Origin of the sequence: Gracilibacillus sp. YIM 98692 (genome assembly GCF_010993965.1) — a bacterium.
Classification (GTDB): domain Bacteria; phylum Bacillota; class Bacilli; order Bacillales; family Amphibacillaceae; genus Gracilibacillus.
Genome location: NZ_WIXM01000017.1, coordinates 1 through 25,262 on the forward strand (window position 1 = coordinate 1; position 25,262 = coordinate 25,262).

At 36.8% G+C, this 25,262-nt stretch carries 17 protein-coding genes, 9 tRNA genes and 1 rRNA gene; 26 read left to right on the plus strand and 1 reads right to left on the minus strand.

Annotation, left to right across the window (positions count from 1 at the left end):
- Positions 1 to 178 precede the first annotated feature (178 nt).
- From rrf to GHD00_RS13835, 24 genes are all read left to right on the plus strand, one after another.
- Positions 179 to 294, plus strand: a 5S ribosomal RNA gene (rrf, locus tag GHD00_RS13720).
- 44 nt (positions 295 to 338) lie between these two features.
- A tRNA-Asn gene (locus GHD00_RS13725) sits at positions 339 to 413 on the plus strand.
- A 3-nt stretch (positions 414 to 416) separates the two neighbouring features.
- Positions 417 to 488, plus strand: a tRNA-Thr gene (locus GHD00_RS13730).
- Between the two features lie 21 nt (positions 489 to 509).
- A tRNA-Glu gene (locus tag GHD00_RS13735) sits at positions 510 to 584 on the plus strand.
- A 78-nt stretch (positions 585 to 662) separates the two neighbouring features.
- Positions 663 to 738 (plus strand) — tRNA-Val (locus GHD00_RS13740).
- 30 nt (positions 739 to 768) lie between these two features.
- A tRNA-Thr gene (locus GHD00_RS13745) sits at positions 769 to 844 on the plus strand.
- A 14-nt stretch (positions 845 to 858) separates the two neighbouring features.
- Positions 859 to 944: transfer RNA gene (locus tag GHD00_RS13750), tRNA-Tyr, on the plus strand.
- Positions 945 to 995: 51 nt separating this feature from the next.
- Positions 996 to 1,070, plus strand: a tRNA-Gln gene (locus tag GHD00_RS13755).
- A 28-nt stretch (positions 1,071 to 1,098) separates the two neighbouring features.
- Positions 1,099 to 1,174, plus strand: a tRNA-Lys gene (locus tag GHD00_RS13760).
- Positions 1,175 to 1,182: 8 nt separating this feature from the next.
- A tRNA-Ala gene (locus GHD00_RS13765) sits at positions 1,183 to 1,255 on the plus strand.
- A 288-nt stretch (positions 1,256 to 1,543) separates the two neighbouring features.
- The gene (locus GHD00_RS13770; RefSeq protein ID WP_163538734.1) at positions 1,544 to 3,211 is read left to right on the plus strand and encodes a glycoside hydrolase family 13 protein; all 1,668 of its coding nucleotides are present in this window, start codon (positions 1,544 to 1,546) and stop codon (positions 3,209 to 3,211) included.
- Positions 3,212 to 3,591: 380 nt separating this feature from the next.
- Positions 3,592 to 4,155, plus strand: coding sequence for an RNA polymerase sigma factor SigW (gene sigW, locus GHD00_RS13775; RefSeq protein ID WP_163538779.1), 564 nt, complete (start codon positions 3,592 to 3,594; stop codon positions 4,153 to 4,155).
- A 14-nt stretch (positions 4,156 to 4,169) separates the two neighbouring features.
- A complete protein-coding gene (locus GHD00_RS13780) occupies positions 4,170 to 4,778 on the plus strand; it encodes a zf-HC2 domain-containing protein (protein WP_163538735.1) in 609 nt (202 codons plus the stop codon).
- 139 nt (positions 4,779 to 4,917) lie between these two features.
- Complete coding sequence (cdaA, locus tag GHD00_RS13785; protein WP_163538736.1) at positions 4,918 to 5,739, plus strand: diadenylate cyclase CdaA; 822 nt, start codon at positions 4,918 to 4,920, stop codon at positions 5,737 to 5,739.
- A complete protein-coding gene (locus GHD00_RS13790) occupies positions 5,732 to 6,970 on the plus strand; it encodes a CdaR family protein (RefSeq protein ID WP_163538737.1) in 1,239 nt (412 codons plus the stop codon). The genes cdaA and GHD00_RS13790 overlap by 8 nt, the downstream gene beginning before the upstream one ends.
- A gap of 62 nt (positions 6,971 to 7,032) precedes the next feature.
- Positions 7,033 to 8,382 (plus strand): phosphoglucosamine mutase, encoded by a 1,350-nt coding sequence (gene glmM, locus GHD00_RS13795; protein ID WP_163538738.1) that lies wholly within the window; start codon positions 7,033 to 7,035, stop codon positions 8,380 to 8,382.
- A gap of 453 nt (positions 8,383 to 8,835) precedes the next feature.
- Positions 8,836 to 10,638 carry a glutamine--fructose-6-phosphate transaminase (isomerizing) gene (glmS, locus tag GHD00_RS13800; RefSeq protein ID WP_163538739.1) on the plus strand — a complete coding sequence of 601 codons (1,803 nt, stop codon included), beginning with the start codon at positions 8,836 to 8,838 and terminating at the stop codon, positions 10,636 to 10,638.
- 489 nt (positions 10,639 to 11,127) lie between these two features.
- Positions 11,128 to 14,187: a family 78 glycoside hydrolase catalytic domain gene (locus GHD00_RS13805; RefSeq protein ID WP_240468708.1), complete on the plus strand. Its 3,060-nt coding sequence runs from the start codon at positions 11,128 to 11,130 to the stop codon at positions 14,185 to 14,187.
- 278 nt (positions 14,188 to 14,465) lie between these two features.
- The gene (locus GHD00_RS13810; protein ID WP_163538740.1) at positions 14,466 to 15,464 is read left to right on the plus strand and encodes a LacI family DNA-binding transcriptional regulator; all 999 of its coding nucleotides are present in this window, start codon (positions 14,466 to 14,468) and stop codon (positions 15,462 to 15,464) included.
- 230 nt (positions 15,465 to 15,694) lie between these two features.
- Positions 15,695 to 16,942 (plus strand): ABC transporter substrate-binding protein, encoded by a 1,248-nt coding sequence (locus GHD00_RS13815; protein ID WP_163538741.1) that lies wholly within the window; start codon positions 15,695 to 15,697, stop codon positions 16,940 to 16,942.
- A gap of 107 nt (positions 16,943 to 17,049) precedes the next feature.
- Positions 17,050 to 17,913 carry a carbohydrate ABC transporter permease gene (locus tag GHD00_RS13820; protein ID WP_163538742.1) on the plus strand — a complete coding sequence of 288 codons (864 nt, stop codon included), beginning with the start codon at positions 17,050 to 17,052 and terminating at the stop codon, positions 17,911 to 17,913.
- A complete protein-coding gene (locus tag GHD00_RS13825) occupies positions 17,913 to 18,731 on the plus strand; it encodes a carbohydrate ABC transporter permease (RefSeq protein WP_163538743.1) in 819 nt (272 codons plus the stop codon). Before GHD00_RS13820 ends, GHD00_RS13825 begins: the two co-directional genes overlap by 1 nt.
- 22 nt (positions 18,732 to 18,753) lie before the next feature.
- A complete protein-coding gene (locus GHD00_RS13830) occupies positions 18,754 to 20,430 on the plus strand; it encodes a glycoside hydrolase family 13 protein (protein ID WP_163538744.1) in 1,677 nt (558 codons plus the stop codon).
- A 29-nt stretch (positions 20,431 to 20,459) separates the two neighbouring features.
- Positions 20,460 to 22,094 carry a glycoside hydrolase family 13 protein gene (locus GHD00_RS13835; RefSeq protein WP_163538745.1) on the plus strand — a complete coding sequence of 545 codons (1,635 nt, stop codon included), beginning with the start codon at positions 20,460 to 20,462 and terminating at the stop codon, positions 22,092 to 22,094.
- A gap of 138 nt (positions 22,095 to 22,232) precedes the next feature.
- Here the strand turns inward: GHD00_RS13835 and GHD00_RS13840 are convergent, their stop codons facing one another.
- Entirely contained in the window at positions 22,233 to 22,655 is a 423-nt protein-coding gene (locus GHD00_RS13840) for a VOC family protein (protein WP_163538746.1), read from the minus strand.
- Between the two features lie 284 nt (positions 22,656 to 22,939).
- Between GHD00_RS13840 and GHD00_RS13845 the strand changes: the two genes are divergently transcribed.
- Together GHD00_RS13845 and GHD00_RS13850 are read left to right on the plus strand one after the other, a co-directional pair.
- Complete coding sequence (locus GHD00_RS13845) at positions 22,940 to 23,824, plus strand: sugar-binding protein (protein ID WP_240468709.1); 885 nt, start codon at positions 22,940 to 22,942, stop codon at positions 23,822 to 23,824.
- Positions 23,821 to 25,242, plus strand: a complete 1,422-nt coding sequence (locus GHD00_RS13850) for a sensor histidine kinase (protein WP_163538748.1) — start codon at positions 23,821 to 23,823, stop codon at positions 25,240 to 25,242. The genes GHD00_RS13845 and GHD00_RS13850 overlap by 4 nt, the downstream gene beginning before the upstream one ends.
- Positions 25,243 to 25,262: the final 20 nt, after the last annotated feature.

Here is a 25,262-nt window from a genome sequence, read left to right on the forward strand (position 1 = left end):
CTGACGAATACTAATCGATCGAGGACTTAACTATCATGATGAACGCTTAAAACCGTTCGGTTTTGATGTCTATTTTTCTTATCTAGTTTTTAGGGTATATCCTTTTTAAAATGAAAAGGAAGATCTGTTAATCCCGTTCACGTCCTGTGAACAACACAGATCGACTTACATCTGTAAGCCTGGTAACGATAGCGGAGAGGTCACACCTGTTCCCATGCCGAACACAGCAGTTAAGCTCTCCAGCGCCCATGGTAGTTGGGGCTTTGCCCCCGCAAGAGTAGGACGTTGCCAGGCTAAGGCTTTAACAGCTTTGTGAAGCATCATTGTTTTATAAATATTCCACAGTAGCTCAGTGGTAGAGCAATCGGCTGTTAACCGATCGGTCGTAGGTTCGAATCCTACCTGTGGAGCCATTTGCTTCCATAGCTCAGCGGTAGAGCACTTCCATGGTAAGGAAGGGGTCGCCGGTTCAAGTCCGGCTGGAAGCTCTGCTAGATTTATATATTAATGGCCCGTTGGTCAAGTGGTTAAGACACCGCCCTTTCACGGCGGTAACACGGGTTCGAATCCCGTACGGGTCACCACTATACTCTTTTAACAGGAAGGCATGTTAAAATCGCGACGTTCTGTCGCAACACATGCACTAGCACATCCTGTGCGTCGGAGGATTAGCTCAGCTGGGAGAGCACTTGCCTTACAAGCAAGGGGTCGCAGGTTCGAGCCCTGCATCCTCCACCATTCCCTTAGCAAAAGTAAATATTACCATAAGCCGGTCTAGCTCAATTGGTAGAGCAACTGACTTGTAATCAGTAGGTTGGGGGTTCAAGTCCTCTGGCCGGCACCAGTCTGATATGTCTTGGAGGGATAGCGAAGTTGGCCAAACGCGGCGGACTGTAAATCCGCTCCCATCGGGTTCGTAGGTTCGAGTCCTACTCCCTCCACCATATTGTATAAACTTTTTACGATTGGGTTATACTATTGTTAAAAGCAATTATTGGGCTATAGCCAAGCGGTAAGGCAACGGTTTTTGGTACCGTCATGCGCTGGTTCGAATCCAGCTAGCCCAGCCATTTTTTTTTGTTTTTTTCCTGACATGGAGAGCCATTAGCTCAGTTGGTAGAGCATCTGACTTTTAATCAGAGGGTCGGAGGTTCGAATCCTCCATGGCTCACCATTTGATATGGGGCCTTAGCTCAGCTGGGAGAGCGCCTGCTTTGCACGCAGGAGGTCAGCGGTTCGATCCCGCTAGGCTCCATTATATTATAAAAGGAAAAGCCACGAGGAACTTTTGTGGCTTTTCTTTTTTGTTTCTTCTAGTACAAATGTAAGTATGGGAGGTATATATGAAATTCCTACTTATAAAAAGGTTGTAACTTCCATTTAAAAACGATATAATTTGAGTATACCCATAATTTAATGGGTTTATGTTTTAAGTTTTAAAGCAAACGATTGCACTGAAATATTGATTTTTTATATTATACGGCTTTTATTTAGTATCTATTAAAATGCAATCGTTTTAATAGAGTCGTGAGGGGGACTATCGATGAAAAAAACTTGGTGGAAAGAAGCTGTAGCTTATCAAATTTATCCTAAAAGTTTTATGGATGCAAATGGAGATGGGATAGGAGATCTGCAAGGTGTTCTGTCAAAGCTAGATTATATAAAAAATTTAGGCGCAGATGTCATCTGGATTTGCCCTATCTACCAATCTCCTAACGATGATAATGGTTATGACATCAGTGATTATAAAGACATTATGGCTGATTTTGGAACAATGGAAGACTTTAATCAATTATTAGATGAAGTGCACAAACGTGATATGAAGTTAATTATGGATTTAGTTATTAATCACACTTCTGATGAGCACCCATGGTTTGTAGAATCTAGATCGTCAAAAGATAATCCTTATCGAGATTATTATATATGGCATCCAGGCAAAAACGGAAGAGAGCCGAATAATTGGGAGTCTATCTTTGGAGGGTCTGCTTGGGAGTATGATTCTACGACAAAAGAATATTATATGCATGTATTTTCTAGAAAGCAGCCAGATTTAAACTGGGAAAATCCTAAAGTGCGTCAAGACTTATATCAAATGATAAATTGGTGGTTGGATAAGGGGATCGATGGTTTTCGAGTAGATGCCATTTCTCATATTAAAAAGGTGCCGGGATTTCCTGATATGCCTAATCCTCATAAAAAGCGATATGTTTCATCAATGGATGGTCACATGAATCGACCAGGTATTCAAGCTTTCTTAAATGAATTGAAAGAGAACACGTTTAACCAATACGATATTATGACAGTTGGTGAAGCAAATGGTGTAAAAGTAAAGGAAGCAGAATCTTGGGTTGGTGAAAAGAATGGTGTTTTTAATATGATTTTTCAATTTGAACATTTAGATCTTTGGGGAACGAGCAAGAATGGCAACTTAGATTTACCTAGCCTAAAAAAAACATTGTCCAAATGGCAAAAGGGTTTAGATGGGGTAGGTTGGAATGCTTTATTTTTAGAGAATCATGATCAGCCACGTTCTGTTTCCACATGGGGAGATGATCGAAAGTATAGAGTGGAATCTGCGAAAGCACTAGCAACTATGTTCTTTCTCATGCAAGGAACACCGTTTATATATCAAGGGCAGGAAATTGGTATGACGAATGTACAGTTTGATTCTATTGAAGATTATGACGATGTTGCAATTCATAACCTATATAAAAATGAATTAAAAAATGGGAAAACACATCAGGAGATAATGGACATAATATGGAAGAATGGTCGTGATAATTCAAGAACGCCTATGCAGTGGAATGATAGTGTGAATGCTGGATTTACAACAGGAAAACCTTGGCTAAAGGTGAATCCTAACTATAAAGAAGTGAATGTTAAACGGTCAATAGAAGATCCGGAATCTATTTATCATTACTATAAAAAGTTAATTCATTTGAGAAAGAATAATGACATACTCATTTACGGAAGCTATGACATGGTTTTAGCAAACCATCCAAGAGTTTATGCATATACTAGAACTTTAGGGGAAGAAACTTATTTGATTATCGTAAATATGTTTAACGAAAAAACTCACGTCACTTTACCAAATGCTTTAAAAACCAAGCAGTTACACCTTAAGGTTAGCAACTTTCAAGTAGACACAAGGCAAGTAGATCATTCTTTTTCTTTAAGGCCATATGAGGCTAGAGTATATCATGTTGTATAAGGGGTCCTCCCTTTTACTCAATCTGTTCTAAATAAGTACTAAAAGCGATAAAATTTCGAGTGGTATTTTTACATCATTCGGATTTTGTCGTTTTTTATTTGTTTATAATTGCCAAAAATTTAGGTTTTTTATACATAATACCTTTTATTCTTGCTATAATGTTTTTTGGAATAATTTTTCACCTTATCAGAATTTATATCGTGTTACAGATGAAGTCAATTCGACGTAGATACCACTATTCAGAAGATAAATAAGCGCCATTACGTCTCTGACTTCACCAAAGGCTCGTCAATCGACGAATTTTCTTTAGGAAAATTGAAACCTTTTGGTGATCTATTTCGTATAACAATTTACCGCAGGGTAGCGGAGGTAATAAAATGATGGAAGAACGACTAAAGAAAAGTATTAAATTAGTAAAAAAAGGCGATCAAACAGCATTTGAAGATATTGTTTCTTATTATCAAAATAATGTGTTTGCTATATGTTTTCGTATGCTTGGGAGCAAGCATGAAGCAGAAGATCTAGCACAAGAAACATTTATCCGTGCTTACGTAAATATTCATTCTTACGATGAAAATAGGAAGTTTTCAACATGGCTTTACCGAATAGCTACCAATTTGTCTATTGATAGAATAAGAAAAAAGAAGCCAGACTATTATCTAGATGCAGAAATTAAAGGTACCGAGGGACTGACCTTATATTCTCAAATTCCAAATGATCAAGTGTTACCAGACAATGAGGTGGAAAGTTTGGAAATGCAAGCCTATATTCAAAAAGAAATTATGGCTTTACCTGCTAAATACAGAAGTATTATTGCACTAAGGTTTTTAAATGAGCTATCTCTGAAGGAAATTAGTGACGTATTAGAGATTCCGGTAGGTACAGTGAAAACAAGAATTCATCGAGGCAGAGAAGCTCTCAGAAAAAGGCTTCGTCATGTTTGAAAGGGGTGGATATGATGAGTTGTGATAAAGAAATAGTTGAAATGATGCATCAATATTTAGATGGTGATTTAGATAAAAGTGAAGAAAAAAAGTTGCGCGCCCATTTACAATCATGTCAAGCTTGCCAACATCATTTCCATGAGTTAAAAAGAACTGTAGCCCTAGTGACTGCTAATGTAGATTTACAGCCTTCTCCTGATTTCACTAAAAAAGTGATGTCTCAATTACCGACAGAAAAGAAACGTAATTCGGTGATTCGCTGGATGAGGGTCCATCCGATGATAACAGCAGCAGCTATTTTCTTTATTCTTATGATGAGTGGTGTTTTTTCCGCTTGGAATCAAGATCAATTGTCCTATCCAACAGGAAAGAATCTTATCGTTAAAAATGATATAGTGATTGTGCCTGAAGGTGTAACAATTAATGAGGATATTGAGATACAAAACGGAAATGTAAAAATAGAAGGAAAAGTAAATGGTGATGTGATTGTGATAAATGGTGAGCACCTTACCGCTTCTGCGGGAGCAGTGTCAGGAGATATCAAACAGATCGATCAAATATTCAGTTGGTTGTGGTATAGATTAAAAGAACTAGGACAAAGTGTGTTTGATTTAACAAAATAATTTTTAGATGGAGAGTGATCTATATCTTTAGATACAGATCACTTTTTTATTAATAGGAAGCATACAAAATATGATATAATACGGTTAGATAATCATTTTAATAGAAAGAGGATTCGGATGAACATAAGGTTGTGTTTGCATGGGTAACTGGGACTGGAGCTTTTTAAGTATTTTAAAAGTTGTAGTAGATATCACCATTGTCTGGTATGTATTATACAAATTACTAATGCTTATTCGTGGAACAAAGGCTATTCAGTTGTTAAAAGGTATATTCGTAGTCATTACCATTTATTTTATAAGTGTTGTATTAGAGTTAAGCACAGTGCGAATGATTATATGGCAAGTCATTATGTGGGGGCCGCTTGGTATTATTATCCTCTTTCAACCTGAGTTGCGAAGGGCATTGGAACAGCTTGGGCGTGGAAGTTTTTTCTCGAGAAATACAGAGTCTGAAGAAGAAGCGCTTAATCAATCGATTGATGCTATAGCAAAATCCTGTAAATATATGGCAAAGCGTCGAATTGGGGCTTTAATCACGATAGAACGAGAAACAGCTATGGGAGATTATGTATCAACCGGCATCCCGATTAATGGAAAATTAACCAATCAATTGTTAACCAATATATTTATCCCGAACACACCACTTCACGATGGAGCTGTGATAATTAATCGTGACAGCGTCGTAGCAGCAGCTTGTTATTTGCCGTTATCAGAAAGTCCCTTTATTTCAAAAGAGTTAGGAACAAGGCATCGTGCGGCTCTAGGTATTAGTGAAGTTACAGATTCGATAACCATTACAGTATCTGAAGAAACAGGTAACATATCATACACAAAAAATGGGGAGCTCCATCGAAATGTTTCTACTGAGAAGTTGGCGGAGATGCTCGAACGAGAGCTAGTAACGAAATTTAAGACTTCTTCGTCAAAAGCTTGGAATTGGAGGGGTAGAAAAAATGAATAAATGGTTAGAAAAAACCTGGGCGATTCGTGTCGTTGCATTAGTGCTAGCAGTGTTATTATTCGCAGTAGTAGCTTTTGATGAAAGAGTTTATGATAATGAGGATGGTTATGATTCCCCTTTTGGCACAACTAACGAAACGCAGACATTAGATGATATTCCTGTACGAGCAGAAATTGATCAAGAAAAATATGTTGTACGAGGTGTACCTGATACCGTGACGGTTACATTACAAGGTTCAGTTAGTTTAGTAACCTCTACCACATTGCAACGAAATTTCGAAATATTTGTTGACTTAGAAGATTTAGGAACTGGAACACACATGGTTCCGTTAGAACATTCAGGTATAGCAAACCGAATAAATGTCTATATTGAACCACAAGAAGTGGAAGTAACAGTTGAGGAAAGAGCCACAAAGGATTTCGATGTCACCATGGATATTGTAAACCGAGATCAAATGGAGGCAGGTTATGAAGTAGCCAATATCTATGCAGAACCAGAACAAGTAACGGTTACTAGCTCTAAAAGCATTGTCGATCGAGTAGCCATCGTGAAAGCATTTGTAGACGTGGCTGGTGCAGGAGAGCCACATACCGTTGATAATGTACCTGTTAAGGTGTACGATAATCAGGGGAATGAGTTATCTGTTCGAATAGATCCACCAACTGTCGATGTCACGCTAGATGTAAAAAATCCTCATAAAACGGTACCAATATCGTTGAATACAACGAATAGTGTACCAGATGGTTATAGAATTACATCAATGGAATTAAAGAGAGAAGAAGTAGAGGTTTATGCTTCAGAATCTTTTTTAGAAGGTCTATCAGAAATAGGAACAACAACAGTTGATTTAAGTGAAATAACAGAAAATCAAACAATTGAAGTGGGACTAGCTTTACCGTCAGAAGTTAGAAAAGTAAATAGTAAAACAGTTCAGGTGGAAGTCCAAGTAGAGGAAATTGAAGAAAGAACGCTTGAAAACATCTCCATAGAAACAGAAGATCCAGGAAATACAGGGCGTGTTCAGTTCCTTGAACCTTCTACGGGAATGCTTGATGTCACAGTAAAAGGCTATCCTTCCAGCTTAGAGAATATAAACAAATCTGATATCCGCCTTTATGTATCGGTGGGTAATAGAGATCCAGGAGAGTATGAACTAGACGTCCAATGGGAAGAAGTAGAGGATGTAGAAGTAGAATTAGAAATTGACCAAGCTAGGGTCTCGGTTGAGTAGCTTATCACATACATAGATTTTATGAACGGGAACTGTTTTTGATAAAAAAGGAGAGATACAGAATGGGAAAATATTTTGGTACCGATGGTGTCCGAGGAATTGCTAATAAAGATTTGACACCAGAATTAGCATTTAAATTGGGGCGTTACGGTGGCTATATCCTAACAAAAGAAGTCGAGAACCCGAAAGTATTAATAGGCCGTGATACGAGAATTTCCGGAAATATGTTAGAAGGCGCATTAGCTGCTGGTCTGTTATCTATTGGGGCAGAAGTGATGCGTCTTGGAGTAATTTCTACACCGGGAGTAGCTTATCTTGCAAAAGCAATGAGTGCACAAGCTGGTGTTATGATTTCAGCATCTCACAATCCTGTTGAAGATAATGGTATTAAGTTCTTTGGATCTGACGGGTTTAAATTGTTAGATGAACAAGAAGAAGAGATTGAGGCATTGCTTGAAAAGGAAGAGGATGATTTACCTCGTCCGATTGGTGGAGCAGTAGGGCAAATCAATGATTACTTTGAAGGTGGACAAAAATATATACAATACTTAAAGGAAACAATCGATAATGAATTCGAAGATTTACATATTGCGCTAGATTGTGCACATGGTGCCACATCTGGTTTAGCATCGCATCTTTTTGCTGATTTAGAAGCGGAAATTTCAACGATTGGTTGTACACCGAATGGCCTAAATATTAATGATGGAGTTGGCTCCACACACCCAGAGAAGTTGCAGGCATTAGTAGTTGAAAAAGAAGCAGATGTTGGTTTAGCCTTTGATGGAGATGGTGATCGCCTGATTGCTGTTGATGAAAAAGGAAATATAGTAGACGGGGACCAAATCTTATTCATCATTGGAAAGTATTTAAATCATAAAAGATTATTACGGCATTCAACCGTTGTATCAACTGTTATGAGTAATATTGGTTTCTATAAAGCATTAGAAGCAAATGGAATGAGCAGTAATAAGACCGCCGTTGGAGATCGTTACGTAATGGAAGAAATGCGTAAAGGTGGCTATAATCTAGGCGGTGAGCAGTCTGGCCATATCATATTTCTTGATCACACGACAACAGGAGATGGCATGTTGTCTGCTATTCAGTTAGTGAATGTGATGAAAGAAACAGGACGAACGCTTTCTGACTTAGCAAGTGAAATAGAGAAGTTCCCACAAGTTTTAAAGAATGTGCGTGTAGTAGAAAAAAATCAGGTCATGTTAAATCAAACAGTATCAGAAGCGATAGAGAAAGTAGAAAAGGAAATGGGAGATCGTGGTCGTGTATTAGTGCGACCTTCTGGTACAGAGCCATTAGTCCGTGTCATGGTCGAAGCACCCACGCTTGAAGATTGTAATTATTATGTGGATCAAGTGGTCGAAGTGATTGAAAAGGTTATGGGAATGGAAGAATAATAAAAATGAAAAAATAAAGAAGCCACAGCAGAAATTGTGGCTTCTTTTCACTATTACTGATTTTTTTGCATAGAATAGTGTTAACTAAAGTTTCATGCAAGTTTTTGTTGCTAAATACAGTATTTTCAAGTAAAATTGAATAAGTCATTTTGTAATGACCGACTCAAAAATAGAAAGGAGCATCGAAGTATATACTTGTAAAGCGCCAGGGCTATGGATTGACGATATCACATAGCTGACGAGGAGGAGGATTATCGAGTTTGATCGGCGGATACCTCCCGGTTGTCAAACATCTCAACCGATATGTTTTTATTCGAAAGCGATTAGGCAACTTTTCGTACAAGAATAAAGACAAGATGTATGAACAAACGAGAAAGGGGCAATCGGACGCCCCTTGAACAGCAGTGCAACGGGCGTTAGTTTGCCCCTTTAATTAAAGGAGGAAACAACGCTATGTGCGGAATAGTAGGATATATTGGGGAAGAAAATTCGAAAGACATTTTATTAAACGGGTTAGAAAAATTAGAATACCGTGGATATGATTCAGCTGGTATTGCTGTCTTAAATGATGCTGGTATGAACGTTTTTAAAGTAAAAGGTCGTATCGCAGCGCTTCGAGACCAAGTGGATGATGAGGTGCAAGCAACAATGGGAATTGGCCACACTCGCTGGGCGACTCATGGCGAACCGAGTGTTGATAATGCCCACCCACATCAAAGTCTATCCGAGCGTTTTACTTTAGTTCATAACGGGGTCATTGAAAATTATTATGAAATTCGCGATGAATATTTAAAAAATATGGATTTGAAAAGTGAAACAGATACGGAAATTGTTGTGCAGCTGATTGAACAGTTATACGAAGAAGTCCATGATGTACAACAAGCTTTTCGACAAGCACTTTCTTTATTAAAAGGATCCTACGCTATTGCGTTAGTGGACAATGAAAATTCAGATATGATCTATGTAGCGAAAAATAAAAGTCCATTACTCGTAGGGCTAGGCGATGGGTTTAATGTAGTTGCTAGTGATGCAATGGCAACATTGAAGGAAACCGATCGTTATGTAGAGATCGAAGATAAAGAAATTGTTTTGGTGAAAAGAGATCAAGTCCAAATTCAAAAACTAGATGGCACAACAGTGGAACGTGAATCATATGTGGCGGAAATTGATGCAGCTGACACCGAAAAAGGAACATATCCGCACTTTATGTTAAAAGAAATCGATGAGCAGCCGTTAGTGATTCGAAAAATTATTCAGGAGTATCAAGATAGTGATGATACGATCAAGTTAGACGAAGATATTCGAAAAGCGATGAAAAAGGCTGATCGTATTTATATCATTGCAGCAGGTACTAGTTACCACGCTGGACTTGTTGGAAAGCAATTTATTGAAAAGCTGGCAAACATCCCAGTAGAAGTGCATATTGCAAGTGAATTTTCTTATAATATGCCATTACTTTCTGAAAAACCGTTGTTTATTTATATTTCACAAAGTGGAGAAACAGCAGATAGTCGTTCGGTATTAGTGCAGACCAAACAATTAGGTCACCCGGCACTAACGGTTACGAACGTACCTGGTTCAACCCTTTCTCGTGAAGCAGACTATACCTTGCATTTACATGCAGGGCCAGAAATTGCTGTGGCCTCAACGAAAGCTTACACTGCCCAAATTGCCGTTCTAGCCATTTTAGCTGTAGATACAGCAAGAGCAAAAGGGGTAGAATTAGCGTTTGATCCATTACAGGAGTTAGGGATTGTAGCAAGTGCGATGGAATCCTTAACAGATCAAAAGGAATCGTTTGAGGTAATAGCAAAAGATATGTTTGAAACTACTCGAAATGCATTTTTCATTGGTAGAGGCATGGATTATTTCGTCGTTCAAGAAGCAGCGTTGAAGCTGAAAGAGATTTCCTACATCCAAGCAGAAGGATTTGCTGGCGGGGAACTAAAGCATGGTACGATTGCGCTTATTGAAGATGGTACTCCAGTTATTGCGATTTCCACGCAAGATAATGTGAACTTATCGATCCGTGGTAATGTTCAAGAAGTAGCCGCGCGTGGGGCCAATGCATGTGTTGTAAGTATGAAAGGACTGGAGAAAGATGATGATTCATTCGTACTTCCACAAGTACATGAACTGTTAACACCATTAGTAAGTGTGATTCCAATGCAATTACTAGCCTATTATGCGGCATTGCATCGAGATTGCGATGTGGATAAACCTCGTAACCTTGCAAAAAGTGTTACAGTAGAATAATGTATTAATAATCTAGCTGCAAATGTGCTCACGTACAATATAGTTGGTAAACTAAAAAAGTTTAATTTAATATGGCGATATAAGGATTAAAGCTTTGTTTTAGGAAAAATTATCATAAACATGCCAGCTTTTTTCGGAGTGGTATAGATGATTATGTCTAACAGAAGTTTAACAATGATATTTTTAACTAAAAGTCCCTTGAGAATTTTCTTAAGGGACTTTTTGTATTTCTAGAACCCTAGAAAGAAATACCTTTGACTGTTGGTCTATTAAGGTACTAACGTTTTATGAACATTCTTATGTTTTAAGAATTTAAAATTAGCGTGCAGAGGATTTCTAATATATCCTCTGCTCTTTTTAAATAAAAGTTTTTCGACTCTGTATTGTCTATATAACCATGTTAATATGTCTGGATTACCTATCTTGTAGTTGTATAATAAATACTATAATTTATTTAGAGGAGTTTTTATCTCTTGAGGAGGGAAAGGTTTGAATACACAAAAGGATAATTTAAAGAGCAAGGTAAAGATTAATAACTTGAAAGTTGAAAATGCATATAACCCACTGGGCGTTGACGCAGAAAAGCCACGATTTAGTTGGATGATGGAATCAGATTTACATGGGCAAAAACAAACTGCTTATCAAATTCTTGTTGCGTCAAGTCCTTCACAATTAAGTGAAATTAGTGCAGATATATGGGACAGCGGTAAAGTCGTATCAGATGTCTCTGTAGCCATTAAATATAATGGTGATACCCTTGAACCATCAACGAAATATTATTGGACTGTTATTGTATGGAATCAAGATGACAAACCGATTCTGGCTCAAGAAAATGCTTATTTTGAAACAGGTCTTAAAAGTATGGATGGAAATAAAGGCTGGAGTGGCGCCAAATGGATTTCGATGGATGGAAAAGATGCTAATAGTCATGGTGCGCCTTTGCTCAGAAAGCAAGAGAAGCTATACGGAACGGTTAAAAGAGCAAGGCTATATATATCCGCATTAGGAGTCTATGATGCATATATAAATGGACAAAAACTTGGAATTATTCATGAAGGTAATGAGAGTCCTACAATGGAATTTATGCCTCCAGGATGGACGAATTATGATTCCAATATAAATTATATGACCTATGATGTAACTCCTTATATGAAAGATGACGTTGTAACCCTTGCTGCCGTACTGGGAAATGGCTGGTGGAATTCTCGTATTTCAAAGGGAAGAGAACCGGATGGCCTAACAAATTATTATTCGGATGAAGGGAATGAACTCGCTTTATTTGCTAAGTTATTCATTACTTATGAAGATGAATCTGTTCATTCGGTGGTAACGGATATTAATTCTGGTTGGAAGGCAGCAGATTCTGGTCCAATACGCTCAGACGATATATATGATGGAGAAATATATGATGCAACAATGGAGATTCAGGGCTGGAATGATACCGGGTTTGATGACTCAGAATGGAATGATGTGAAAGAACATGATTTTACAAAGGCATTCCCGAATGCAACCGTTACTGCATTTAATGGTGATACAGCACAGGTTATCGATGAATTAGATCAATTCCCTCAATCTATTACTTATTACAATGATGTAATCAATAAAGACTCTAGCAAAAATGGACGAGGAGCTATTGATATTGATTCCAAACGGACAATTCTTGATTCAGAGCGAGCGAAAGAGTGTGATGTCACAATCTCTGATGAGGATACTGTTATTTTTGACCTTGGTCAAAATATGGTAGGAGTTCCGAAAATTACTGTTCAAGGAGAAAAAGGAAGTCAAATTAAATTACGATTTACTGAGATGTTAAATGACGATAGTGAAGGGGCTGATGGTCCTCAAGGCTCAATATATACAGCAAGCTTACGGTCAGCAAAAGTAACAGATTATTACACGCTAAAGGGAGATGCAGAAGGGGAAACCTACCAGCCTACCTTAACATTTCATGGTTTTAGGTATGTTGAAGTTACCGTGGTTTCACCGAATACTTCCGTCCATCTTAAAAGCTTAATCGGTAAAGTTGTAATGTCTGCACTTGAGGAAACCGGAAGTATTGTTACATCACACCAAGAAGTCAATCAACTGTTTTCCAATATTATGTGGGGGCATAGAGGCAATTATCTATGGATTCCAACGGATTGCCCACAGAGAGATGAAAGGGTTGGTTGGTCAGGGGACACACAGCTTTTTGCAAACACTGCTTTATACAATATGGATGCAGCTATTTTCTTGGAGAATTGGATGGAGATGCTTACAGACTCTCAAGAAGCATATGGCGAGGGAAACTTTCATTCCGCTTCACCTAGTGGGAGGTACTCAGATTTCATGGGTGTTGTTGGAAATGGTGGTTGGGCTGATGCTGGTGTCGTTGTTCCTTGGACGGTATGGCAGATGACTGGTGATACGACGATTATCGAAAAAAACTATCATGCCATGAAAAAGTTTATGGATTGGATCTACAGTCAAACAGGTGAAACATATAGAGGACCAGGTAGTATAGGAGATTGGTTGAATTTTGAGGGGACAGCTAAAGAGCTTATGAGTGACGCTTATTATGCTTATGATGCGAAACTAATGGAGAAAATGTCATTAGCCATTGGTAAACAAGAGGAAGCAAATAAATATAGTAAGTTGTTTGAAAGGATTAAAAAAGAATTTATAAAGAATTATATTGTAATAGATAACAATGGGAAATTAACATTGAAGTCTACTAATGGGTCGCCTTTTAATATGCCCAATTTTTATTCTTCTGCAGATGTAGAAGATAATAGTCAATGTGCACTGCTTTGGAGTTTAAAGCTAGAGCTGTATGAGAACGAAGACCAGAAGCAGCAAATGGTTGATTTACTTGTTGAAAATATAAAAAATGATGAAGACTACAAGCGGACACATCCAGATAGCAATCGTGTGAATTATGCCGAAAATACGTTGTCCGTTGGGTTTCTTGGAGTAAATGTGATTGCTCCGGTTCTTTCAGAGGTAGGTCATTCGGAAGTTGCATATTCACTATTGTTACAGGATCAAATGCCTTCATGGTTATACTCCGTGAAAAATGGAGCAACAACGGTTTGGGAACGTTGGAATTCTTACTCGGTAGAGGATGGCTTTGGCGACGTAGGCATGAATTCATTTAATCACTATGCTTACGGAGCAATTGCCGAATGGATGTACAAGTATATGGCGGGCATTTCAAATGACGAGGCACGACCTGGCTTTAAACACATTCATTTACAACCAAATATTGATCAGAATAAGCGTCTTACTTCAGTAAGTGGAGAGTACAAGTCCCTCTATGGCACCATAAAAAGTGAATGGAAGATGAAAGGCGATACGCTTCATTATAATGTTTCCATTCCTGCAAATACCACTGCAACAGTTTGGATGCCTACTAGTGATCAGAATACAGTAAAAGTAGGTGGGAAACTAGTTAGAGAGCATAATGAAATGGAAGTTATTGATTATAAGGATGGGAAAGCAATTCTTAAAATAGGATCAGGAAATTATGTGTTTGAGTCAACTATACAGAACACTAAAGAAAATAATTAATTTTTCTAAATGATATTATCTTTATCCCGTATTAGGTTAAAGCTGAGGTAATGATTGAAATTACCTCAGCTTTTTCTTTTTTTAATTTCTATTATGTGCTTTACTTTTGGGATAACTTATGTTAATAAAAACTCATAACTTTTTTTATTGAATGTTTTTATGCTAAAGAATATACAAAAATATAAAATATAGTAATCAATTGGATATTGAAAGGGGTTTCGTTTAATGTTATAATTCATTTCGTAAACGTTTACTACAAAAAGCAGGAGAGAAGAATCATGGTAGCAACAATTAAAGATGTAGCAAAAGCGGCAAACGTCTCCATTGCAACTGTATCACGAATACTGAATAATCAGCCTGGATATTCAGGGGAAACGAAAACAAAAGTAGTACAAGCCATAAAAGAACTTGGATATCAACCAAATGCTGTAGCAAGGGGACTAATTAATAAAAAGACCCAGACTATCGGTGTATTGTTTCCAGATATATCAAGCATGCTTTCTTCTGCAGTTTTAGGAGGGATTGAGGAGGTAACACATGAACATGGAAATAGTGTGATTGTCTGTCATACAGCAGGAAATAAAGCGATGAAATATATACAGCTTTTAAGAGAAAAAAGAGTGGATGCCATTCTTTGGGTCAGTGAAGCTATGCGCGAGGAATACTATCAGGCTTTATTAAATATGAATATTCCAGTTGTGCTTATTTCAACTGAATCCAATCGTTTTCAGTTTCCATATGTAAAGGTAAATGACAAGAGTGCCTCATTTAGTGCAACGGAGTACATGATTAACCATGGTCATCAAAAAATTGGGATGATTAGTGGACCAAAAGAAGACTTAATATCAGGTTTTCCAAGGTATGAAGGTTATAAGCTGGCGTTAAATGAATACGGCATAGAAATGAAAGAAGAGCAAGTTGTCTTTAGTAATGGATTCGATTACGACAATGGAAAGAAAAGTTTTAAAAAACTTATTAATAAATTTCCAGATATTACCGGCGTTGTGGCGGCTAGTGATGAAATGGCAATTGGAGCTATTGCTTCTGCTTACAAGTTAGGGATCACTGTACCAGCCGATTTATCTATTATAGGTTATGATAATTTAAAACTTGCAGAGATGGCTGTTCCTCCTCTGACAACTGTAGCACAACCGTTAAATGATCTAGGACAAACAGGAGCAAAAATGCTTTTTGAAATGCTTGAAACAGGCGAAAAAGCAAGTAATATTATTTTACCGCATTCAATAGTTGAAAGAGAATCAGTGCGATCTGTGTAAGTATTTTTTTAAACACGTAAACGTTTTCTAAAAAATGAATTGTTATTAAAGTTATAGGACTTTAATAACAACTTTAAAATAAAAAATCACAAGGTTTAATGAAGAGTTTAGCTGATATAACAATACATTTATGATTTATAATGTGTGTATTTTTTTGTTTCATAAACGTAAACGTTTTCTATGTATATTTCTTTATAAGAGAAAGAGATTATTATTAGGAGGTAATTATAATGAAAAAAAATAATGGGAAAATATTAACAAGTCTATTTTCATTGGCAGTAGGTGCAACATTACTCACCGGTTGTGGTGGTGGAGATGCTGGCGGCGAAGGTGGTGACGTCCAATTAGAGTTGTTTTCAAACAAATCTGAGAATATGGAAACCTATGAAGGGTTAATTGCAGAGTTTGAAGAACAAAATCCAACGATTGATATTGAATTAAATGCACCACCGGAAGCAGAAACCGTATTAAAGTCCCGTCTTACTAAAAATGACATGCCGGATTTAATGGCAATTGGTGGTAATGCAACTTATGGTGACCTAGCAGAAGCAGGAATTTTTAAGGATTTTTCTGGATCTGACTATTTAGAACAAATTCAACCGGCTTATATTGATATGATTAATAAGCTTGTAGGTGAAGAAACAGAAGGCACTTATGGTATTCCTTATGCAACAAATGCCAACACTGTTATTTATAACAAGGACAAATTAGAAGAGCTTGGTCTTGAAGTGCCTAAAACATGGGATGAATTTGTTAATGCTTTAGAAGAAGCAAAGGCAGCTGGTGAGATTCCAGTTCAATTTACATTAAAAGATGCGTGGACAGGAATGATTTCGTGGAATTCTGTTGCTGCAAACATACAACCTGATAACTTTGCTGCTAAGAAATCTGCTGGAGAAGCAAGCTTCCAAGAGCACTATTCAGAAGTAGCCGATAAAATGCTTACACTTGTAGAGTATGGTCACGATGATAATTTCGGTGTTGGATATAGCGATGGAAATACTGCATTTGGTAATGGGGAAGGGGTATTTTACTTCCAAGGTAACTGGGCTATTCCTGAAATTAAGAAAGCAAACCCTGATATTAATTTAGGTGTATTTCCAATGCCTGTAACTAATAATCCGGAAGAAAACAAACTAGTTTCTGGTGTGGATGTATTATTTGCAATGAGCACTGAAACAGAACACGAAGAAGAAGCTAGAAAGTTTATTGAATTTCTACTAGAACAAGAAAAGGCAAAACAATACATTGATGAGCAGGCGGCATTTTCAGCTGTTAAGGGTGTGTTACAAGAAGACCCTGTAATGGAAGGAATTAAGCAAAACTTTGAGGAAGGAACGATTACAAGTTTCCCTGATCATTATTATCCAGCAGGTATGCAAGCTGCAAACTTAATTCAAGCTTTCTTAATTGAGAAGAACAAAGATGAGTTCTTAAAAAAATTAGATAATGAGTGGGACAAAGTAGAAAATAGGTAACCTTAAGTTAGGGCATCTTACCAAGGTGCCCTAAATCAAAATATTGAAGAGGTCACTTTTTCCGCTTACATTGTTGGATATGTTTCTTTAAAAAGGAGAGATTTTTTATGCAAAAGCGACAAAATGCTTTTATTTTAATGACAATACCTGCATTAGCCCTTTTTTTTATATTTCATACTTTTCCTGTGCTTCAAGGGATTTTTTATAGTTTTACTGACTGGAAAGGGTATGGAGATTGGAATTTTGTAGGGTTCAAAAATTATTTGAATGTTTTTCAAGATGGACGGGCATTGAGCGCTTATGGTTTCACCTTTCAATTTTCTATTGTCTCAACTATTCTTGTTAACATTTTTAGTCTAGTTGTTGCTATGGGATTAAATGCGAAAATCAAATTCCAGAAGACGCTTCGAGCCGTTTATTTTATGCCAAATATTTTAGGTATCTTAATTGTTGGTTATATTTTTAATTTTATTTTTGCTCATTTTATTCCAGATATTGCTGAGAGTCTTGGAATAAACGCTTTATCAAAAAATATATTAGGGGATCCAGATCTTGCTTGGGTTGGCATTGTAATTATGGCAGTTTGGCAAGCAGTAGCATTTAATACGATTTTATATCTAGCTGGTCTTGTTACCATTTCTGATGATTTATATGAAGCAGCAAGTATTGACGGTGCGGGTCCTTGGAAGAAATTTTGGGCTATTACATTTCCATTAATTGCTCCATTCTTTACCATTAACATGGTACTGGCAATGAAAAACTTCTTGATGGTATTTGATCATATCATTGCATTAACAGGTGGAGGACCTGGTCAATCAACTGAATCTATTTCTCTTTTAATTTACCGAGGAGGATTTGAAGGTGGAGAATTCGCTTATCAATCTGCAAATGCAGTCATTTATTTTATTGTGATTGTTATCATTTCGGTATTTCAGATTAGAGTACTGCAAAAAAGAGAGGTGGAAATGTAATGAATCGTCAAACAAATTGGTTAATTACGACGTTGTTGATTTTGGGGTCTATTCTAATACTTTTGCCGCTATATTTGACTATCACTATTGCACTTAAAACCCCGAATGAGTTGTCAAAGTCTTTACTAGCTCTCCCTGAAGAATGGCGTTTTCAAAACTTTTTAGAAGCGATAGAAATAACCAATTTTTTTAATGCACTAACTAATAGTATGATCATTACGATTTTTGTAGTAATTTTTACACTTTTGACCAATTCCATGGTTGCCTATGCTATTGCGAGAAATATGCATAAAAGATTTTATAAGTTTTTGTTTTACTATTTTGTAAGTGCTATGTTCGTTCCATTTCCTATAATGATGCTTCCAATTGTTAAACAGACGAGCAGTTGGGGAATGGATAATATCGCTGGTCTGATTTTATTGTATATTGTTTACGGTCTTGCTTTTAATGTGTTTATCTATGTGGGTTATATTAAATCCATTCCGAAATCGCTGGAAGAAGCCGCTATTATTGATGGAGCAAGTACATGGCAGGTTTTCTGGAAAGTTATTTTTCCGCTATTAGCCCCAATGAATGCTACGGTTGGTATATTAACAACACTTTGGGCGTGGAATGATTTTATGTTACCGCTAATTATATTGAGTGATCGAGATCAAGCGACTTTACCACTTGTTCAATATTTATTCCAATCTCAATTTAGTACAGACTATAACCTGGCATTTGCCTCTTATTTAATGGCTTTAGCCCCAATGATCATTGTCTATATCTTTGCGCAGAAGTGGATTATTAGTGGGGTAACTAAAGGTGCAATAAAGTAATTAATTGTTAGGAGTGTTATCAATGGAAAAAGCTTGGTGGAAAGAAAGTGTAGTTTATCAAATTTACCCTAGAAGTTTCAATGACAGTAATGGAGATGGAATTGGAGACATTAAAGGGATTATAGAGAAGCTAGATTATTTGAAACAATTAGGCGTGGATGTTATCTGGTTGTCCCCAGTATATAAATCGCCAAATGATGATAATGGCTATGATATTAGTGATTATCAAGCAATTATGGATGAATTCGGTACAATGGATGATTGGGATGAGCTTTTAGAAGGATTACATTCTCGTGGAATGAAGCTAATGATGGATTTAGTTGTAAACCACTCATCGGATGAGCATAAATGGTTCATTGAATCACGTAAATCAAAGGATAATCCATATAGAGATTATTATATTTGGCGTCCAGGGAAAGATGGCATAGAACCAAACAACTGGACATCTATTTTCAGTGGATCTGCTTGGGAATATGATGAGATAACAGATGAATATTATCTTCACCTTTTTAGTAAAAAACAACCAGATTTGAATTGGGAAAATCCAACATTAAGACAAGAAATTTATGACATGATGACATGGTGGCTAGACAAAGGGATTGATGGTTTTCGTATGGACGTCATTAATCTCATTTCAAAAGCAGAAGGTCTGCCAAGTGCTCCAGGAGGGAAAAGATACGACTGGGGTGGAGATTTCTTTATGAATGGCCCTCGTGTTCATGAGTACTTACAAGAGATGAATCGGGAAGTACTTTCGAAATATGACACGATTACGGTCGGTGAGTGCCCAGGAGCATCAACGGAAGATGCAAAAAAATATGCCAATAAAGAAGGTACAGAACTAAACATGATTTTTACTTTTGAGCATATGGATATAGATTCAGGCCCAGAAGGAAAATGGGATTTAAAGCCATGGCAACTTTCTGATTTAAAGGACGTTATGACAAAGTGGCAAAAGGGACTAGAAGATGATGGCTGGAATAGTCTATATCTAAATAATCATGATCAGCCGAGAGTGGTTTCTCGTTTCGGTAATGATACAGAGTATCGTGTGGAATCAGCAAAGATGCTTGGTACATTTCTTCATATGATGCAAGGCACACCTTATATTTACCAAGGGGAAGAGATTGGGATGACAAATGTTCGCTTTGATTCCTTAGATGATTATAATGACATAGAGATTCACAATATGTACCGTGAAAAGGTTATCGAAGGAAATGAAGGTCATGATAAAGTGATGGAATCTATTTATGTCAAAGGCCGAGATAATGCAAGAACACCAATGCAATGGGATGATAGTAAAAATGCAGGCTTTACAACGGGTACCCCTTGGCTCAAGGTTAATCCAAATTATAAAGAAATCAATGCTAAGAGTGCAGTTGAAAATCCGGATTCTATTTTTAGTTATTACCAAAAGTTGATTAAGTTGAGAAAAGAACATGACATCATCGTTTATGGTACGTACGATCTTATAGATGAAGAGAATGAGCAAATTTATGCTTATACACGTACATTAGGTGATAAAACATTAGTGGTCATCTGTAACTTTACAGAAAACAAGACAGAATTTGAATTACCAACAAATATCAATTATCATTCAAATCACCTTTTAATTAGTAATTACAATCGTGAAGATAGTAAAGATATCTCGTCTATTGAATTAAAACCTTATGAGGCATTGGTATATCTTTTGAAGTAAGATTGGTTTGTAATAGGAGGAAAAGCATCATGACAAAAAAATGGTGGAAAGAAGCTGTTGTTTATCAAGTATATTGGCGCAGCTTTTATGATTCGAATGGCGATGGTTATGGGGATCTCCAGGGTGTTATGGAAAAACTAGATTATATTAAAGAGTTAGGGGTTGATGTAATCTGGTTAAATCCTTGCTATGAATCACCTGATATCGATAATGGATACGATATTAAAAATTACTATAATATCATGGAGAAGGCTGGAGACATGGAAACATGGGAGAAGCTGCTTGAAAAAATCCATAAATTAGACATGAAATTAATCATGGACTTAGTGGTCAATCACACCTCCGACCAACATCCGTGGTTTGTGGAATCACGATCGTCCAAAGACAATCCTAAAAGAGATTGGTATATTTGGAAAGATTCTGTAAAAGGTGGTCCTCCAAATAACTGGAGATCTTATTTTACACCATCAGCATGGGAATACGATGAACTTACAAACCAATACTATATGCATTCCTTTGCGGTGGAACAACCAGATCTTAATTGGGAAAATGAAGAACTAAGAGAAGAAGTATATAGAATGATGCGCTTTTGGTTAGATAAAGGTATCGATGGTTTCCGTTTAGATGTTATCAATTTATTAGCAAAATTAAAAGGTTTCCCTAATGTTGAGAACCCTGATAACATTAATTATTTAGGTAATAACGAAGGAATACATGATTATTTACAAGAAATGCATGAAAAAGTATTTAAACACTATGATATTATGACGGTAGGTGAAATTCCTTTTGTAACACCTGAAGATGGAGTTCTTTATGTTGGCGAAGACCGAAAAGAACTACACACACTTTTCCATTTTGAAGTAGCGGATGATATGCCAACTTGGGATTTGCAACGTTTTAAGGAAATTCAGACACGTTGGTATGAAGGTTTAAAAGGTAAAGGAACCAATTCTCAATTTTTAAACAACCATGATCATACCCGACAAGTAACAAGATACGGGAATGATGGAAAGTACCGTATCGAATCAGCCAAATTATTAGCAACCATGATTCATACATTACCTGGTATTCCGTATGTTTACCAAGGTGAAGAAATTGGAATGACAGGTGTTCGCTTTGATTCTATCGAAGACTATAATGATATTGCCATGAAAAATGAATACAAAGAAGAAGTCGCAAAGGGGAGAGATCCTCAAGAAGTTTTTGAAGACCTTCTGTTGCTAAGCCGCGATAATTCAAGAACACCGATTCAATGGGATTCATCAAAGAATGCAGGGTTCACAGATGGTCAACCATGGATAAAGGTAAATCCTAACTATAAAACAATCAATGTGGAGCAAGCACTAAAAGATCCTGAGTCTGTATTTTATTACTATAAAAAGCTAATTCAATTACGTAAGAAGAATCCGGTTATGATATATGGTGATTATCAAGACTTATCATTGGATGAAAAAGAGCTCTATGTATATACTAGAACCTACGAAGGTAAGTGCTGGTTGGTCCTGTTGAACCATTCCGACACAAACAATTTATTTACATTACCAGAGCAATTAGATGAAAATAATAAACAGTTAATTATTTCTAACTATACGGATCTGGATGGAACAGAAGACATACATCAAACAGAAATGAGGCCACATGAAGCTAGAATTTACGATTTATAAAAAATGAATAGCTTTTAAACAAGGTTCTATCCAAATTAAAGGTTAAAATAGACCAAACCCACAATCCCTTATACAGAAGGGTGTGGGTTTTTTATATAGAAATGAACGTCTTCATAGTTTGAACAGAAACCTATAACTTTAATTTTGTTCTTCAGGATAATCACAATACTCAATAATCGTTCCTTCTGTATCAGCAGGATTTAAATAAATCAACCTTCTGCCATGTTTATTCACTCTAAAAGTATGCTCCAATACGCGAATCCCATCATCTTTTAAATCTTTTAAAGCTTGATCTAAATCCTCTACTCGGTAGGCAATATGATGAACACCTTTTCCTTTTTGCTTGATGAATCTAGCGATAGGAGAAGTCGTATTATTCGTCGGTGCAAGCAATTCTGTTCTCACACCATTCACATCCATAATCGCAATCTCACTTTCTACACCAGCCGTCTCACTTCTATATCTGTCGATTAGCGTACCACCTAAAACATTTATATAAAAAGATATACTATCCTCCAGATTTCGAACAGCTACCCCAATATGATCCAAAACCTTTTCCATAACGATCCCCTTCTGTGATAAATTTAATGCTATTATAACAAAAAGTCAGAGGGAAATAGAATGACAGGATCAGTGGAATGTCGTTAGTGCCTCTTTCGTCACTTTTCCTGCCTATTCAGATTGTGCTATCATTATCCTGACTCTAATAAAAAGAGAGGTAATCTAATATGAATAGCACACGACTGCTGTATACGACCCTGATCTTCTGCTTTGCGGCAGCGGTTATTTTTTCAATATATTTTTATTTTCAATCCCAAAGGTATGCGGCGAAGGTGGAAGAAGCTATGCCAACAGAGAGCTCACTTCCCACTTATCATTTTGCACTAATCGGTGAGGAAATGGATCACGATTATTGGCGATTAGTAGGAGAAGGGGCAAAAGATACGGAAGCACAATATGATGTTTTAGTGGAATATGGAGGTCCTCGGAGATCGAATCCAGAGGAACAGTTAAAACTATTGGACATAGCGATTAAATCAAAAGTAGATGGTATTATGGTCCAAGCACTGAACGATGATTTTTTGCCGATGATTGAGAAAGCGGTAAACCAAGGTATTCCTGTTATCACCATTGATACAGATGCTCCAGAGAGTCCGCGCTCTGCATATATTGGGACAGATAACTATGCTGCTGGACAATTAGCTGGAAGAACTTTAGTAGAAGATACGGAAGGAGAGGCAACCGTTGGGATCATAACAGGCAGTTTTGATAACGCTCACCATCGATTGCGTGTCGAAGGGTTTCAGGATGTAGTAGAAGGTGAAGAAGGCATTGAAATTGTAGCCATTGAAGAATCTAATATTACCAGAGTGGTAGCAGAAGAAAAAGCATATACCATGTTAAATGAAAAACCTGATATCACTGCTTTATATGGAACCAGCGCATTAGACGGGATAGGAATGGCAGCAGCAGCAGAATCTTTAGAAATGGTAGAAGATCTATATATGATTAACTTTGATACATTGGAAGAAAATCTTCAATTGGTAGAGCAAGAGAAAATAGATGCTTTGATTGATCAGAAACCTTATGAAATGGGCTATCGAAGTGTCGAGTTAATGTTGGATATCTTGAAGGGACAACCAGTACAAGATGTTTATCATACGGAAGCTTCTATTGTTCATAAGGAAAATATAGATCAATACAAGGCACAAGCGAGTGAAGTGCCATGATTAAAATTCGTACGAAATTACTTCTATATTTTGCAGCTATATTGTTGTTAGTGATTGGGATATTTTTAGTACGAGAACAAAGCTCTCAAACCATGATAAACTTGCATGATGAAAGCTCTGATCAATATTTTTTGTTAAACGAAATAACCAATGTGACAGATCAAACATACCAATCTTTACGAATCTATGTACATGAACCAATACCTAGAAATTTAAATGCTTACTTAGAAGACAAACAAGAGCTTCTAGCATTACAAGAACACTTTGAAGTACAAACAGAAGAAGGCCTTGCTAAGAAAAATTATCTTCATATGCTGACAAGTTTTGTCGAATTGACAGAACAAACAGTAGAAGGGATCGATCAAGAGGATGTGGAGCAGTATTCTTATTATTTAAATGAAGCAGATAATACGGCGACATATATTCATGAGAAAACATTGGAGCTCATTAATCATGATTTGACGGTATATCGAGATTTAATCAGTTTAGAAAATCAGAAGGTACAATATACCAAGCATATGGGGACATCTATTTTTATTTCCATGGTTATCTTGAGTGTTTTATTTGCCATTTGGTTCTCTAACAGTATTACAAAGCCGATTGATCGATTAACAAGTGCGGCTAAAGAGATTTCAGCTGGGAATTATGCTGGTGATGATGTAGTCGTTTCTCAAAAAGATGAGCTTTGGATTTTAACGAAAACGTTTAACAAAATGAAACAAAATATTTTACAATCAGTTAGTGAAATGAAAGAAAAAGCGAGATTAGCACAACTATTAAAGGAAATGGAATTGAAGAGCTTGCAAAACCAAATCAATCCGCATTTTCTTTTTAATACATTAAACACGATTTCAAAAACTTCCTATATAGAAGGGGCTGAACGAACGAGTGACTTGATTTCTTCCGTTTCTGCTCTGCTTCGATATAATATAGGCAGTCTTGATCGTGAGACGGTTATAAGAGATGAAGTAGACGTTGTAAAGGAATACTTTTTTATCCAAAAAACGCGCTTTGGTGATCGAGTTTCCTTTTCGCAGCATATTGATGATGATTGTTTATTAATATCACTCCCGCGCCTAACCCTGCAACCTATTATAGAAAATGCCTTTATGCATGGAATAGAAGAAATGGCAGAGGGAGCAGAGATTGAATTAAACATTTATCAGAAAGATGGGCTGGTATATATTGATATAACAGATAATGGAGTTGGAATGGACCAAGAGACGGTTGATCGTTTATTGCAGAGTGATCAGGATAAGGGATCCCCCTCATCGAAAAGATCTGGCCATTCTACTGGAATTGGGATGAGAAATGTAAAGGATAGACTGCAATTATTTGATAAAGAATGTCAACTATCAATCATTTCAGAGTTAGGAAAAGGAACGACAGTGAGGATTCAACTGCCAAAGCGAAAGTAAAGACAATTGGAGGAAAGGAG

What these genes read in the sequence shown, in the direction of transcription:
- GHD00_RS13845 (WP_240468709.1), top strand. Translation starts at nt 22,940, where the DNA reads ATGCCAACAGAGAGCTCACTTCCCACTTATCATTTTGCACTAATCGGT.
- GHD00_RS13835 (WP_163538745.1), top strand. Translation starts at nt 20,460, where the DNA reads ATGACAAAAAAATGGTGGAAAGAAGCTGTTGTTTATCAAGTATATTGG.
- GHD00_RS13840 (WP_163538746.1), bottom strand. Translation starts at nt 22,655, where the DNA reads ATGGAAAAGGTTTTGGATCATATTGGGGTAGCTGTTCGAAATCTGGAG.
- GHD00_RS13770 (WP_163538734.1), top strand. Translation starts at nt 1,544, where the DNA reads ATGAAAAAAACTTGGTGGAAAGAAGCTGTAGCTTATCAAATTTATCCT.
- GHD00_RS13820 (WP_163538742.1), top strand. Translation starts at nt 17,050, where the DNA reads ATGCAAAAGCGACAAAATGCTTTTATTTTAATGACAATACCTGCATTA.
- glmS (WP_163538739.1), top strand. Translation starts at nt 8,836, where the DNA reads ATGTGCGGAATAGTAGGATATATTGGGGAAGAAAATTCGAAAGACATT.
- sigW (WP_163538779.1), top strand. Translation starts at nt 3,592, where the DNA reads ATGGAAGAACGACTAAAGAAAAGTATTAAATTAGTAAAAAAAGGCGAT.
- GHD00_RS13850 (WP_163538748.1), top strand. Translation starts at nt 23,821, where the DNA reads ATGATTAAAATTCGTACGAAATTACTTCTATATTTTGCAGCTATATTG.
- GHD00_RS13815 (WP_163538741.1), top strand. Translation starts at nt 15,695, where the DNA reads ATGAAAAAAAATAATGGGAAAATATTAACAAGTCTATTTTCATTGGCA.
- GHD00_RS13780 (WP_163538735.1), top strand. Translation starts at nt 4,170, where the DNA reads ATGAGTTGTGATAAAGAAATAGTTGAAATGATGCATCAATATTTAGAT.
- glmM (WP_163538738.1), top strand. Translation starts at nt 7,033, where the DNA reads ATGGGAAAATATTTTGGTACCGATGGTGTCCGAGGAATTGCTAATAAA.
- GHD00_RS13790 (WP_163538737.1), top strand. Translation starts at nt 5,732, where the DNA reads ATGAATAAATGGTTAGAAAAAACCTGGGCGATTCGTGTCGTTGCATTA.
- GHD00_RS13830 (WP_163538744.1), top strand. Translation starts at nt 18,754, where the DNA reads ATGGAAAAAGCTTGGTGGAAAGAAAGTGTAGTTTATCAAATTTACCCT.
- GHD00_RS13810 (WP_163538740.1), top strand. Translation starts at nt 14,466, where the DNA reads ATGGTAGCAACAATTAAAGATGTAGCAAAAGCGGCAAACGTCTCCATT.
- cdaA (WP_163538736.1), top strand. Translation starts at nt 4,918, where the DNA reads ATGGGTAACTGGGACTGGAGCTTTTTAAGTATTTTAAAAGTTGTAGTA.
- GHD00_RS13825 (WP_163538743.1), top strand. Translation starts at nt 17,913, where the DNA reads ATGAATCGTCAAACAAATTGGTTAATTACGACGTTGTTGATTTTGGGG.